Here is a 14,032-nt window from a genome sequence, read left to right on the forward strand (position 1 = left end):
TTGAATAAACCAGGGAGAATCGAGGCATATTGACGGTGAACACTGCCTTAGCAAGGAGAGTGATCTTTAATGGATAAGCACAGGGAATCAGAACCGTCGGAAGAAATTCAGAAGGATCGTTCCTCGGACCGCGCTTTTGCAGAGCCGATCAGCGGAGACGTGGTGGATTGGCACAGCATGACTTCGGAGGAGAGCGACATCTCCCGGGAATCTACCATGTTTGACATTGACCGAATGATCAACGAAGGTCTTGGCGGGGGGAATGTCACGATGGACAACGGGCTGATCGGCCCTTCGACCACCGATACGATGGATCTCGTCGACGAATCGCCGAGATCCAAGAAAGAGAGGGAATAGGAATGGATGTGCAACGCGCCGTCGAAATATTCGAATCCAAGGACACGTACAAGGTGAATCTTGAAGGCGAGCCGGTCTGGATCGAGCATGTGGATCAGCAGAACGGCATGGCTACCGTCCAGGTCGGGTCTCGTCCTACTAATACGCAGACCGTGAAGGTAGACCGGCTGGAAGAGGGCGAATAACCTTTAACCGGGGGCCTTTACGTGGATGAAAATACACCTTAACCGGTGGTGTTGTGTTTTTTAAAGCACCACTTGGGTAAGGTGTATTTTAATTGGTGTGAAGATGCTAACGGAGTTTTCTGAAAAACATGCGAATATCATCCGTCAATAGTTCAGGTGCCTTGATGGGGGAAGTGACTTTCCTTGCAGGGGGAAGAGAGGACCGATATAATGAAGATCAAGCATTTTATAAGGCTGGATTATTTCATTAAAGGTGGGTTAAATCGTGAATAATGGCCGCACGGATGGCCGGTTTCAAATGATTTCAAGCCGTCTGGAGGAGACGGAGCAGCTTGCCGCCTGGTTGGCAGAACATGCGCAGCCCGGGACGGTGATCGGTCTGGACGGAGATCTTGGAGCGGGGAAAACGGCATTTTCCCAGTATTTCGCAAAGCATCTCGGCGTAGCCGGAGTGGTGAACAGCCCGACGTTTACGATTATTAAAGAATATAACGGGCGGCTGCCGCTCTATCATATGGATGTATACCGGCTGTCCATCGATGAAGCGGACGAGCTGGGTCTGGATGAATACTTTTACGGTGACGGCGTCTGCCTTGTGGAATGGAGCAGCCTGATCACGGAGCTGATGCCGGAGCAGTATCTCCATCTTTCGATTGCCATGACGGATGAAGGAGACCGGTTGATGACGCTGACCCCTCAGGGGAAGCTATACGGCGATTGGTGCCGGGACTTGAATGAAAAATGGGGTAAACAGGAATGAACAACAACGACACGAAGCCGCAGAAGCGGTTTTTGGCGCTGGATACGTCCACGTCTTCGCTGGCGGTGTCCGTGATGGATAACGATCAGCTGTTAACGGAAATCAACACGAGCGCGGAGCGGAACCATTCTGTGTATCTGCATCCGGTCATGGCGCAGGCCTTGGAACAAGCCTGCATCGGCATGGATGATATCGACGGCATTGCCGTCGGAGTCGGTCCGGGCTCCTATACCGGAATCCGGATTGCGGTAACGGCTGCGAAGACACTGGCCTGGGCGAACCGGATTCCGGTCGTCGGCGTTTCGAGCCTGCATGCGCTGGCTTGGGGCGGGCTTCAAGCTGGCAGGGACCAGCATGAAGCAGCAGCAGGGAATCATTGGGTTATCCCCCTGCTCGATGCAAGACGGGGGCAGGTATATACGGCTCTGTTTGCTGCAGAAGCAGCAGGCTCGAAGTCGAAGGCACCAGAGCGGCTTGCGGCAGACGGCATCCGTCTGATGGAAGCCTGGGTGGATGAACTGAATGAGCGAATCGGCCAACTGTCCGAGCAGGAGCGCCCGTCTGCTGTTTATGTAGTAGGCGAGACGGATCTTCATGCCGAGGCGGCCCGCCGTTTGTCATCCTGGTTCGGCGATCACCTGCAGCTGGTGCCTTATGCGCTCGAAGGGCGCTGGCTTGGCTATCTTGGAGCGGCTCGTTTGTCGGCCGGGGATTCGGATGAGCCGCATACGTTGATACCGAACTACACACAGCTTTCCGAAGCGGAAGCGAATTTGCTGCGCAGGCGGTGAAGTCAGGAGGGACGTTCATGGAGCAGGAGTGGAAGCCGGATGCGCAGGAGGAAGGCGCGCTGTCCTTCCGGCTGATGACGCTAGAGGATATTCCGGATGTTCTTGCGGTGGAGCACGAGGCCTTTTCGGTGCCCTGGACGGAAGAAGCATTTCGCAATGAGTTGAAGCTGAATCATTTTGCACATTATATGGTGATGGAATACGAAGGACGCTTAATTGGATATGCAGGGATGTGGACGATTGTTGACGAAGCCCATGTGACCAATATTGCATTGCTCGAGGCCTATCGCGGACGGAAGTGGGGCGAACGGCTGCTCAGCGAGTTGATGAAGACGGCGGCATTTATGGGGATGGAGAAAATGACGCTGGAGGTCCGTTTATCCAATCATGTCGCTCAGCGCTTATATATGAAAAAAGGATTTAAGCCCGCCGGCGTCCGCAAGGGTTATTATTCGGACAATCAGGAGGACGCGCTGATTATGTGGGCGGATCTGCCTCCCTATCGGGGGGACGAAGGCATGGAAGGAAGTCATAAATAGTCATGATAGATGAAAGAATAGATCGGGAGCATAGCTGTATCTTGGCTATTGAAACCAGCTGCGACGAAACCTCGGTTGCGGTCGTGAAGGATGGGTACGAGGTGCTCTCGAGCGTCATTGCAAGCCAGATTGAGACCCACAAAGCTTTTGGCGGCGTAGTGCCCGAAGTGGCCTCAAGGAAGCATGTCGAGAGCATCACGATGATTATTGAACAGGCGGTGGAAGAGGCCGGAATCGAGATGAAGGACATTTCGGCCGTCGCAGTCACCCAAGGCCCCGGCCTGGTCGGTGCGCTGCTGGTCGGCGTTATGGCAGCGAAGAGCCTGGCCTTTGCGCTCGGCAAGCCGCTGATCGGCACGCATCACATAGCCGGGCATATTTATGCGAACCGGTTCGTTGGGGATATAGAATACCCAAGCATGGCCCTGGTCGTATCCGGCGGGCACACGGAGCTTGTTCTCATGAAGGAGGAGGGGAGCTTCGAGCTGATCGGCAGGACGCGGGACGATGCGGTCGGCGAGGCGTACGACAAGGTTGCACGCGCGCTCGGCTTCCCGTATCCCGGCGGACCTCATGTGGATCGAATGGCGCTGGAGGCGCCGGAGTCCATCGAATTGCCTCGGGTCTGGCTGGAACCGGATAGCTACGACTTCAGCTTTAGCGGATTGAAGTCCGCCGTTCTGAATGTCGTCAATCAGAGTAAAATGCGTGGCGAGGACGTCCGGATCGAAGCCATCGCCCGCGGCTTCCAGGAGTCCGTAGTGGAAGTGCTGGTCGAGAAGGCAGTCCGTGCCGTCAAAGAGTATGGTGCAAAGCAGCTTCTCTTATGCGGCGGCGTGGCCGCCAACAGGGGCCTGCGCAGCGCGCTGACGGAGCGCTGTCAGGCGGAAGGCATCCGGCTGACGATTCCGCCGTTCCAATATTGCACGGACAATGGCGCCATGATTGCCGCGGCCGCTCATTTAAAGTGGAAGCAGGGCAGCTTTACGCCGCTGGATATGAAGGCCGATCCCCAATTGCCGTTGGAGGATTGGGCGAAATTTTAGGCCATGCGCGGCGTTTGCGAAATGCTGGGAAGGAATAAGCAGAAATTTAGAGCCTGTCGTCTCTGTTTAAAGGGACGGCAGGCTTTTTGCTATGCTTCGGAATATTGCATGTGAACTTGTCATCAGCCGGGATCAATCATTGCTTCATGGTGGTGATGAATTGAAGATAAGGTGATGGCTGTGTTAATGCTCACCACGCGCGATGGGACATAGCAAGACGGAGGTACAGCCCCGTGTTTACATGGAGCGGCTTCTTCGTGATTGTGAAATTCGGATGCTGTCAAGTTGTGAACAAAGTTATCCACATATCCGGTGAAAAATGTGAATAAGTAAGAAAAATGTCGATAAACCGGACTTCTGAAAAGGAATGAAATAAGGGGACATGATTTTCATTTTTGCCGGTGGATTCTGTGGATAATGTGTATAACTTAGTGGATAATGTTGGATATCAGGCCGTGAACGCTCGGATAACAACAAAAAAATGGCCATTTCGGCCATTTTTAAGTTTGACTTATGCACCAATTCTGGGGATAAGTTTGTGAATAAATCCAATCCTTCATTTGAAACGATTTTGTGAATTTTTTTTGAAGGTGATTAGAAGGTCCCAGAAAAACATGGCGCCGATGTCGATTCAACATCGAATCTGGCCCGGACCAAACACCCCGTCACCGCCTCGGACCGTCAACATGAGACGGCTTAGAGGGCGGCTCGTTAGACGGGAGGGACATTAGTCTTCCAGAAGAGCTTCCCACTCTGCAAAAATTTGATCAAGCTGCGCTTTCTTCTCATCAAGGGACTGCTGCCGCTCCTGAAGCGCCATGTAATCCTGATAAATCTCAGGTTGCGCCATTTCTTCCTCCAGCGCGGCAATCTCGGACTCAAGGGTATGAATCTGTTCCTCCAGGCTCGCCAGCTTGCGCTGCCGATTCCGTTCCTCGCGCTTGGCCTGCTTTTCGGCTTCGAAAGAAAGGGCCCCCTGCTTCTCAACAGGGGTCTCCTGCTTGGCCTGAGGCTTTATAGCATGCCGGGCGAAAGGCTCGGACGGTTCATCGTCCATATCCAGAATCTCCTGCTTTTTCTCTGTATAATCGTCATAATTACCCAGGAAATGTTGAATGCCGTCCGGATGAAGCTCGATGATCCGTTCCGCCATTTTGTTGAGGAAGTAGCGGTCATGGGAAATGAACAGCAGTGTTCCCTCGTAATCGATCAGAGCCGATTCAAGCACCTCTTTGCTGAATAAATCCAAATGGTTCGTCGGCTCGTCGAGAATAAGCATATTGGCTTCAAGCAGCATCAGCTTGGCGAGCGACACGCGTGCTTTCTCGCCTCCGCTTAAGGAGCTGATCTTCTTGAGCACGTCCTCGCCGCTGAACAGAAAATTGCCGAGAACGGTGCGAATTCGGGCTTCCTCCATATGCGGATAGGCGCTCCAAAGTTCCTCAAGCACGGTATTGCTTGGATTAAGCTCCGATTGCTCCTGGTCATAGTAACCGATCTTTACCTTGGTCCCCCATTGCAGCGATCCGGCAGTCGGCTTCATCGTTCCGATCAGGCATTTCAGGAGCGTAGACTTGCCGACCCCGTTCGGACCGATCAATGCAACCGTCTCCCCGCGATGCAGATCGAAGGACGCATGCTCGAATAATGGCTTGCCCGGCTCGAAAGCGACCGACAAGTCCCGAACCTGCAGCACGTCCTTGCCGGACATATACTCAGGCTCAAAGGAGAAATGGGCTTTTTTCAAATCCCCCATTGGCTTGTCCAGACGTTCCATCTTTTCCAGCGCCTTGCGGCGGCTTTGCGCCCGCTTGGTCGTTGACGCCCGGACGAGATTGCGCTGGATAAAGGTTTCCATGCGCGCAATTTCCTCCTGCTGCTTCTCATATTGCTTCAGCTGGGATTCGTATTCAGCTGCCTTCAGCTCGATATAACGGCTGTAGTTGCCCGTGTATTTCTTGGAATGGCGGCGTTCGATTTCGACAATGGTCGTAACAAGCCGATCCAGGAAGTACCGGTCATGGGATACGACCAGCAGCGATCCTGAATAACCGCGAAGATAATCTTCAAGCCAAGTCAACGTGGCGATGTCCAGGTGGTTCGTCGGTTCGTCGAGCATAAGCAGATCGGGCGCCTGCAGCAATATTTTAGCGAGAGCAAGCCTTGTTTTCTGACCGCCGCTCAAAGTAGAGATGGGCGTATCCGGGGAGAAGCCGCCAAAACCCATCCCGTGAAGCACGCTTCGGATGCGCGTTTCGATCTCGTACCCGCCTTGGTCCTTGAACCAGTCGGAACGGATCGCGTAACGGTCCAGCAGCTCTTGGTATTTCTTCGGATCCTCGCTCGATTTCGGGTCGGCAATTTGTTCTTCCATCGAACGGAGCTCGCGCTCCGTCTCGAGCAGCGGTGTGAACACGTCCAGCATCTCATTCCAAATGCTCCGTTCCGATTGAAGACCGCTGTTCTGGGCAAGATAGCCGATCGTCGTCTCCTTGGCTTTGAATATTTGGCCTCCGTCGTAGGACATTTCCCCCGCCAAAATTTTCAGCAGGGTGGATTTGCCGGCCCCGTTCACGCCGACCAGTCCGATGCGTTCACGCTCCAGCACTTGCAGATTAATTCCTTCAAGCACCGGGGTTACTCCATATAATTTCGTTATGCCATTGGCCTGCAGCAGCATAGATGTGAAACCTCCATCAATCGATATACTTCAACTAAGAAATGGTTCGTAATACAGTAAGTTTACCTGAAAACGGTGGAACAATCGACCTTGATATTGACTTTGCGTCTTTCTTGGCTAAAGGGAGGAACAGTGGTAAACTAGTCTTAATTAAACGTGAGAGGAAGAATCACGTTGTCGAAATTTGATGAAGAGAAGATTTCAGGAAGCATGAAACAACAGCTGCGGGAGCAGATGACAAGGCTCCGGAGCGAACTCTCCCAGGAGGAGCGGTCGGAACGCTCGCGTCAGGCATGCGGGCATGCATCCGAATTAATGAAGCAGCATTCATTCAAGAGCATGATGATTTATGTTCCTTTTCGCTCCGAGCTGGATACGAGGCCTTTGGTGGAATGGGCCTGGCAGGAGGGGATTCGGGTTATCGTCCCCCGGAGCATTCCGAAAGACCGCTCCATGGAGCTGTATGAGATCCGCTCGTGGGACGAGCTGGCCCCGGGTGCATATGGCATCATGGAGCCTGATCCGAAGCGGGTAAGCAAGTATTCGGCCATCCCTCCTGATGTCATCTGGGTACCCGGGCTTGCATTTGACCCCGAGGGCGGCCGCTTAGGTTACGGCGGCGGTTACTATGACCGGCTGTCCGGCGCGCTTGAGCCGGATTCAAGGACGGAAGAGGCGGAAGAACGCGGTAAGTCATGGTGGATCGGTCTCGGTTATGAAATTCAGCTCGTGAATCAGGTCCCGATGGATGAGCATGACCTGCGATTGGACGGCGTGATCACGGACAAGGGTTACTATAGAGCGGGCATTCGCTCGCAGCGGAGGGATATCGGATGGAACTGAGTCATTTTAACCAGCAAGGCAGAGCCCGTATGGTTGACGTGAGCGATAAGGACATAACGGCCCGGACAGCCGTGGCGAAAACGACGGTGCGGATGCATCCGGATACGCTCGCGCGAATTCAAGAAGGAAAGATCGGCAAGGGCGACGTCCTGGCAGTGGCTCAAGTCGCAGCGATTATGGCTGCGAAGAACACGTCAAACTGGATTCCGATGTGTCATCCTCTGCCTCTCACCGGCGTGAACGTCGATTTCAGCGACAATGGAAGCGATGAGCTGTATATCGAAGCAACGGTGAAGACGACAGGAAAGACCGGGGTCGAGATGGAAGCCCTGACCGCCGTTTCGGCTGCGGCATTGACGGTATACGACATGTGCAAGGCGCTGCAGAAAGACATGATCATCGGTCCGACCATGCTGGTCAGCAAATCCGGCGGGAAGAGCGGGGATTACATAATGGAAACAACTTAATATCGTTATACCGGAGATTCGGATAGAGTGGGAAGGAGAGAGGGCTCATGCTGTGGAAGACGGCGATCCTGACGGCGAGCGATAAAGGCTCGCGAGGAGAACGTGAGGATACAAGCGCTCAGGTGATCCGGGAGCTGGTAGAGGAAGAGCTGAGCGGTGAAATAATCGAATACCGGATCGTGCCGGATGAGCAGGATGAAATTATTGCTGCATTGATCGAGCTGACGGATTATTACCAGGTGGATCTTGTTCTGACCACAGGCGGGACGGAGCTTGCCGTCCGCGACGTTACGCCGGAGGCGACAAGGCGGGTCATTGAACGGGAAGTGCCGGGCATTGCGGAGGCGATGCGGGCAACCGTGATGCAGAAGAACCGGAGCGCCATGCTCTTTCGGGGCGTCTGCGGCGTTCGCGGCCGCACCCTGATTGTCAATCTCCCGGGCTCCCCGAAGGGTGTGCATGAAAATTTGGCTGCCGTCATGGACCAGCTTCCTGAAGCGCTGCTGATGGTGACCGGCCAGTATCGGGAGCAGCTTTAAGCATAGCCGCTGATTTGGCAGGCTTGGATTTAACAGTATCGATCATTCACTAGATAAATATGTAAATAATCTGTCACGATTGCAGACTGTATATGTGATTTACATTATGGTATGATGGCGATATATTGTACGAGGTTAAATAATGAATCGTCCATTGTAATTGTCGGTTTGGTTAACACCTGTGAAGTCAAAGGTTTGACGGATTGCTTTAAGACTTTCCTGAAGTCCTTGAATGGCAATAAGCAGGACAAGGAGGAGAATAGATATGGGCTCTACGATCGGAGTGCCGGGCATTATCCTGCTCGTGATCTTGGCGCTGCTGCTGTTCGGTCCGAACAAGCTTCCTGAATTGGGACGGGCTGTCGGCAGAACATTCCGTGAATTTAAGAACGGCACGCGCGAGATTCTGGCGGAAGATGAAACACCGGCTAAGAAGAAAGAGGAGGCTCCCCAGCAGGCTGTAGCACCCAGCAAGTCTGAGGACAAGCGTCTTCCGGAATAAGCATATGCATTAGCAAGCTGTGAAATCCCTCCTCCATGGGAGGGATTTTGTTTTGTCAGGGTCACAATAGGGTGGTGTCTATCATGTCAAAGCCAATGAAAGAGATGGCGCTTGTGGAGCATTTAGGCGAGCTTCGCAAGCGGATCATCGTCGTGCTTGTCGTATTCGTGGCTGGCCTCATCGGCGGAATATTTGTCGCGGAACCGATCTATCATTACTTAACGGCCGCGGAGCAGGCGAAAAATTTCGAGCTGCATGCCTTCTCATTCTGGGACGGTATTGGAATTTATATGAAAATTGCCGCGATTTTCTCGCTGGTCATTTCCATCCCGCTGATCTTTTACCAGCTGTGGGCGTTCGTGAAGCCGGGATTGCACAGAGACGAGCAAAAAGCGGCAGTAAGGTATGTTCCGTATGCGTTCATCCTGTTCATCGTAGGTATCGTATTCGGATACTATATTGTTTTTCCGATGACATTGTCCTTTACCACCATGATTACGAAGAGCATGGGACTTACGGAAACGTACGGCATTACGAATTACCTGAATTTTATGTTCAATCTGGTGCTGCCGCTGGCGCTCTTGTTCGAGCTGCCGCTGGTGGTCATGTTCTTAACCCGAATCCGGATCCTCAATCCGCTTCGGTTGCGGAAAATGCGGAAGCTGGCTTACTTTGCGCTCGTATTCATCGCGGTGGTCATCACGCCGCCGGATTTCATCTCGGATTTCCTGGTGACGATTCCGCTTCTGCTGCTATATGAATTCAGCGTGTTTCTGTCTTCAAAGATCTATCGCAAGCAGCTGGAGGCGGATATGGAGCGGGACAGCCGTTATGTCTCGTTGGATGAGGACACTGATTGATATTAACGTACACACCCCGACAGTCTGACTTTGTACCGGTACCGGTCTTAGTCTGATTGCCGGGGTTTTGCGCATATAACACGTTGTACTCTTTCATAAACCAAGGGTGAATACTCCGATAAACAGAAATGTCGATCTGACAGCTCCTTCCCCAGACCAGCTCTACCAGTCTGGGATAGTCTTCTGTCAGTTGATCGAATCCGATTCGAATATTTGACGGGGGAGATATCCTATGAGATCAGCCGCTTGCTCATCCATAAGCCCCTACAATGGCGGGAAGATTTAAAGGCATATTTCGGCGGGGCATGGATACAATGGTGAAGTGGGTTTTGCGGACAAACCGAAGGAGCGGGAACCCTCAAAAAAATGATCAGAAATTGATGCAAAGGACTTGAAATCTTCAATCAACTTGAGTATCATAAAGTTGGTTGTTAGCACTGAGACCTGTCGAGTGCTAATACATAAAGCTTTGAAAAAAGCATTACAACATATTTAAAGGAGGCTATTTTTTCATGATCAGACCTTTAGGTGAACGCGTATTGGTAGAACCGATCGAACAAGAAGAAACTACAGCATTCGGGATTGTACTTCCTGATTCCGCTAAGGAAAAGCCGCAAGAAGGCAAAATTATCGCTGTAGGCAGCGGCTCCCTGAAAGACGGCGTTCGCGTACCTTTGGAAGTTAAAGAAGGCGACCGCGTAATCTTCTCCAAATACGCCGGCACGGAAATCAAATACGAAGGTAAAGAATATTTGATTATGAAAGAAAGCGACATCCACGCGATCTTAGGCTAATGCACGCCTGAATATATCTTGTTTCCATTTTTTCTATAAATCCACTAGGGAGGATGTTATACCATGGCAAAAGACATTAAGTTCTCTGAAGACGCCCGTCGCGCAATGCTTCGCGGTGTTGACGCTTTGGCAAACGCAGTGAAAGTAACGCTCGGACCGAAAGGCCGCAACGTGGTGCTTGAGAAGAAATTCGGAAGCCCATTGATCACGAACGACGGTGTTACCATCGCAAAAGAAATCGAGCTGGATGATGCATTCGAGAACATGGGTGCACAGCTTGTTAAAGAAGTTGCTACCAAGACAAACGACGTTGCCGGTGACGGTACAACGACGGCTACGGTTCTTGCTCAAGCCCTGATCACGGAAGGCTTGAAGAACGTAACGGCAGGCGCAAGCCCGATCGGCATCCGCAAAGGGATCGACAAAGCCGTTCGTGCAGCGGTTGAGGAGCTTCACAACATCTCCAAGCCGGTTGAGAACAAACAATCCATCGCTCAAGTTGCAGCCATCTCCGCAGCGGACGACGAAGTCGGCGAACTGATCGCTGAAGCTATGGAAAAAGTGGGCAACGACGGGGTTATCACCGTTGAGGAATCCCGCGGCTTCGAAACCGAGCTTGAAGTGGTTGAAGGTATGCAGTTCGACCGCGGCTACATTTCTCCATACATGATTACGGACACGGACAAAATGGAAGCGGTGCTTGACAATCCTTACATTTTGATCACCGACAAAAAAGTAACGAACACGCAAGAAATCTTGCCAGTTCTTGAAAAAATCGTTCAACAAAGCAAGCCGCTGCTCTTGATCGCCGAAGATATCGAAGGCGAAGCGCAAGCGATGCTGATCGTGAACAAGCTGCGCGGTACGTTCAATGCGGTAGCTGTTAAAGCTCCAGGCTTCGGCGACCGTCGTAAAGCTATGCTGCAGGATATCGCTGCTCTGACAGGCGGCCAAGTGATCACCGAAGAATTGGGTCTTGACCTGAAATCGACTTCGCTGGATCAACTGGGTACGGCTCGTCAAGTACGCGTAACGAAAGAAAATACCATCATCGTTGACGGTGCTGGAAGCAAGGAAGACATCGAGGCTCGCGTGAAGCAAATCCGTTCCCAGCTCGAAGAAACGACTTCCGAGTTCGACAAGGAAAAACTGCAAGAGCGTCTTGCTAAGCTTGCTGGCGGCGTAGCTGTCATCAAAGTCGGTGCTGCTACTGAAACAGAGCTGAAAGAACGCAAGCTGCGCATTGAGGACGCCCTGAACGCAACTCGCGCTGCAGTTGAAGAAGGTATCGTATCCGGTGGCGGTACGGCTCTGATCAACGTTTACGGTGCCGTAGCGAAAGTAGCCGAAGCTCTTGAAGGCGACGAGCAAACTGGCGTGAACATCGTGCTTCGCGCACTGGAAGCTCCAATCCGTACGATCGCTGCCAATGCGGGTGAAGAAGGTTCCGTTATCGTGGACCGTCTGAAGCGTGAAGCAGTGGGCGTAGGTTACAATGCTGCAAACGGCGAGTGGGTGAACATGATCGACGCGGGTATCGTTGACCCTGCGAAGGTTACGCGCTCCGCGTTGCAAAACGCTGCATCCGTTGCTGCAATGTTCCTGACTACCGAGGCTGTTATCGCCGACAAGCCTGAGCCTGAAAAAGGCGGCGCTCCAGACATGGGCGGCATGGGCGGCATGGGCGGCATGATGTAACAAAGGGGTCAAAAACCCTGTAATACCGCATAATGAAAGGCTCCCGAGAGGGAGCCTTTTTTATATTATTGAAAAAATGGAAGGGATCATATCTCTTCTATTTCAGGTTTAGAACACGCAAAAATGGTTGAGGCTGAAGTCCGACGTTTTGCGAAGCGGCTATTAGAAATGTCGTCCATTTCGAATGGCCGTCATGAGCTCGATAGCCCTTGGTTTTTGGCGTAACCCGCTCGGACATGGTTCATCCTGAACATTCATGAATATACTGTTCGTAAATGATTCAGGAGGAGCCAATGGACCTGTGTCCGAGCGGGGCTGTCGTTTTTACCCTGATACTTTCGTCCAGCGAGAGAAGAAGCTACGGACTCTTTATTAGGTGAGGCATTAAAAATAATTGAACAAGCAATCAAGGACGGACCCAAGATACCCAGACAGCAATCACAGGGATATGGCATTTAAAATCTAAATTGAAGACCGTAAACATGCCAGCAGAGAGGATCTCCTTTTACATTTAAACCTTCACGGGAAGGTCTACACATGACGGAGTGCGGAGTGATGAATTTGGACGAAGATGAGGGAAAACGGATCATTACGTTTATCGTAGTAGCTGTGATTATTTTTTCACTTATAACCAGCCCCGCGGAAGGAGATGGGGGAGATGACAATATTCCGATCATAGTGAACTAGTGATGGGGGTAAGAGCAGTGAGGAAGAATGGGAACAGTGGTAACGGAAAGAACAAAAAGAATGGAAAGAACAAGAAAAACTCACTGCCCCAAATATCCCCTCAACAGATTGCAGTCATCGTCGGATTGCTTACAAACGCGTTGGAGGTCGAGTCCGTCTTAATCGACAGGGATCAAAGAATCCAAATCTTATTGGAAGGATCCATAAGGAAGAAAACAAAAGCAGATAAAATGGCAGAAGAGCTGGATGATATAAGTGTTAGCGATCTGATAGAAGCTTATATTCTCCGATGAGCAAATATGATATAGGGATTTCTCTGTTTAATTCTTCCACACTTGCCCATACTAAAAATATATAACGATAATCGGAGTGTGGGCGTTGGTGATTGAACATGTTGTCATTCTAATTCGCAGCATATCGGCATTTGTTCTATTGCTGATCATTACGAGATTCTTAGGAAAACAGACATTATCCAACATGAATTTCCATGAATTCGTAACTGCAGTTATTTTAGGGGCCATTGCTGCGAACTTTGCTTTTAACGAAAAAATAGAAATCGGACATTTATTAATCTCGCTCGCGGTCTTTACATTCACTTCGTATGCACTTTCTAAAATTGTGATAAAAAACCGGAAAGTCCGCATGTGGACTGAAGGGACACCGACGATTCTTATCGAGGGTGGAAAAATTCTCGAGGAGAATTTAAAGAAAAACCATCTAACATTAGACACATTAAATCAGATGCTGCGTCAAAAGGATATTTTTGATTATGGCGAAATCGAATACGCTTTATTGGAGATCAACGGGGAAATCTCAGTGATGAAAAAGAAGGAATACCAGAATGTAACGTTAAAAGACTTGAGAAAGGGATCCAAAGACGTTGGACAATTTCCGATTGAACTCGTAATGGATGGTCAACTATTAGAGGGGAATCTAAAGGTCAACAATATCCCCCCGGAGTGGGTTACAGATAAACTAACCGCTCGCGGGAAGCAGCTGGAAGATGTCTTTTATGCAGTAAAGGGGAGTAACGGACAACTGTATATTGATTTCTATCATGATAAAATAAGCCACCCCATCGATATAGAATAAATCAGGAGCACGTTAACCAAGAAATCGAAAACTCCCGGAGCGAAAAAATCGGCCCGGTTCTTAAATACAGCCCGTCCCCTTTATATCAAGGAGGCGGGCTGTGTTTTGTAAGGGATCCCGGTATACAAGTCTAACAAAGGAACTATTTTTCGTCCCAAAGTCACAAGCTTGTCTCCATTTTGTTACAACCGC

General features: G+C 51.0%; 16 protein-coding genes. 15 read left to right on the plus strand and 1 reads right to left on the minus strand.

What is annotated here, in order from left to right:
- Positions 1-69: 69 nt before the first annotated feature.
- From MKX76_RS28485 to tsaD, 6 genes are all read left to right on the plus strand, one after another.
- A complete protein-coding gene (locus MKX76_RS28485; protein ID WP_007132333.1) occupies positions 70-357 on the plus strand; it encodes a hypothetical protein in 288 nt (95 codons plus the stop codon).
- A gap of 2 nt (positions 358-359) precedes the next feature.
- On the plus strand, positions 360-542 hold the full coding sequence (locus MKX76_RS28490) for an H-type small acid-soluble spore protein (RefSeq protein ID WP_007132334.1): 183 nt from the start codon (positions 360-362) through the stop codon (positions 540-542).
- Between the two features lie 298 nt (positions 543-840).
- Positions 841-1,302: a tRNA (adenosine(37)-N6)-threonylcarbamoyltransferase complex ATPase subunit type 1 TsaE gene (gene tsaE, locus MKX76_RS28495; protein ID WP_028405896.1), complete on the plus strand. Its 462-nt coding sequence runs from the start codon at positions 841-843 to the stop codon at positions 1,300-1,302.
- A complete protein-coding gene (gene tsaB / locus MKX76_RS28500; protein WP_213616378.1) occupies positions 1,299-2,093 on the plus strand; it encodes a tRNA (adenosine(37)-N6)-threonylcarbamoyltransferase complex dimerization subunit type 1 TsaB in 795 nt (264 codons plus the stop codon). Before tsaE ends, tsaB begins: the two co-directional genes overlap by 4 nt.
- Before the next feature lie 17 nt (positions 2,094-2,110).
- Positions 2,111-2,632, plus strand: a complete 522-nt coding sequence (rimI, locus tag MKX76_RS28505) for a ribosomal protein S18-alanine N-acetyltransferase (RefSeq protein ID WP_007132337.1) — start codon at positions 2,111-2,113, stop codon at positions 2,630-2,632.
- A 2-nt stretch (positions 2,633-2,634) separates the two neighbouring features.
- The gene (tsaD, locus tag MKX76_RS28510; RefSeq protein WP_213616380.1) at positions 2,635-3,678 is read left to right on the plus strand and encodes a tRNA (adenosine(37)-N6)-threonylcarbamoyltransferase complex transferase subunit TsaD; all 1,044 of its coding nucleotides are present in this window, start codon (positions 2,635-2,637) and stop codon (positions 3,676-3,678) included.
- Positions 3,679-4,405: 727 nt separating this feature from the next.
- Here tsaD and MKX76_RS28515 read toward each other — a convergent pair.
- Entirely contained in the window at positions 4,406-6,358 is a 1,953-nt protein-coding gene (locus MKX76_RS28515; protein WP_341034966.1) for an ABC-F family ATP-binding cassette domain-containing protein, read from the minus strand.
- Between the two features lie 174 nt (positions 6,359-6,532).
- Between MKX76_RS28515 and MKX76_RS28520 the strand changes: the two genes are divergently transcribed.
- The 9 genes from MKX76_RS28520 to MKX76_RS28560 all read left to right on the plus strand — a co-directional run bounded on the left by MKX76_RS28520 (position 6,533) and on the right by MKX76_RS28560 (position 13,840).
- The gene (locus MKX76_RS28520) at positions 6,533-7,201 is read left to right on the plus strand and encodes a 5-formyltetrahydrofolate cyclo-ligase (RefSeq protein ID WP_341034967.1); all 669 of its coding nucleotides are present in this window, start codon (positions 6,533-6,535) and stop codon (positions 7,199-7,201) included.
- Entirely contained in the window at positions 7,192-7,668 is a 477-nt protein-coding gene (gene moaC, locus MKX76_RS28525; RefSeq protein ID WP_028405901.1) for a cyclic pyranopterin monophosphate synthase MoaC, read from the plus strand. Before MKX76_RS28520 ends, moaC begins: the two co-directional genes overlap by 10 nt.
- Positions 7,669-7,715: 47 nt before the next feature.
- Complete coding sequence (locus MKX76_RS28530; RefSeq protein WP_028405902.1) at positions 7,716-8,207, plus strand: molybdenum cofactor synthesis domain-containing protein; 492 nt, start codon at positions 7,716-7,718, stop codon at positions 8,205-8,207.
- A gap of 265 nt (positions 8,208-8,472) precedes the next feature.
- Positions 8,473-8,709: a twin-arginine translocase TatA/TatE family subunit gene (gene tatA, locus MKX76_RS28535; RefSeq protein WP_007132343.1), complete on the plus strand. Its 237-nt coding sequence runs from the start codon at positions 8,473-8,475 to the stop codon at positions 8,707-8,709.
- 83 nt (positions 8,710-8,792) lie between these two features.
- On the plus strand, positions 8,793-9,569 hold the full coding sequence (gene tatC / locus MKX76_RS28540) for a twin-arginine translocase subunit TatC (RefSeq protein ID WP_341034968.1): 777 nt from the start codon (positions 8,793-8,795) through the stop codon (positions 9,567-9,569).
- Positions 9,570-10,081: 512 nt separating this feature from the next.
- Positions 10,082-10,363, plus strand: a complete 282-nt coding sequence (groES, locus tag MKX76_RS28545) for a co-chaperone GroES (RefSeq protein WP_007132345.1) — start codon at positions 10,082-10,084, stop codon at positions 10,361-10,363.
- A 63-nt stretch (positions 10,364-10,426) separates the two neighbouring features.
- Positions 10,427-12,061 (plus strand): chaperonin GroEL, encoded by a 1,635-nt coding sequence (groL, locus tag MKX76_RS28550; protein ID WP_028405904.1) that lies wholly within the window; start codon positions 10,427-10,429, stop codon positions 12,059-12,061.
- Positions 12,062-12,765: 704 nt separating this feature from the next.
- A complete protein-coding gene (locus MKX76_RS28555; RefSeq protein ID WP_077569093.1) occupies positions 12,766-13,041 on the plus strand; it encodes a hypothetical protein in 276 nt (91 codons plus the stop codon).
- Positions 13,042-13,129: 88 nt separating this feature from the next.
- A complete protein-coding gene (locus MKX76_RS28560; RefSeq protein WP_341035084.1) occupies positions 13,130-13,840 on the plus strand; it encodes a DUF421 domain-containing protein in 711 nt (236 codons plus the stop codon).
- Positions 13,841-14,032: the final 192 nt, after the last annotated feature.

Source organism: Paenibacillus sp. FSL R5-0810, assembly GCF_038002285.1.
Classification (GTDB): domain Bacteria; phylum Bacillota; class Bacilli; order Paenibacillales; family Paenibacillaceae; genus Paenibacillus_AQ; species Paenibacillus_AQ lactis.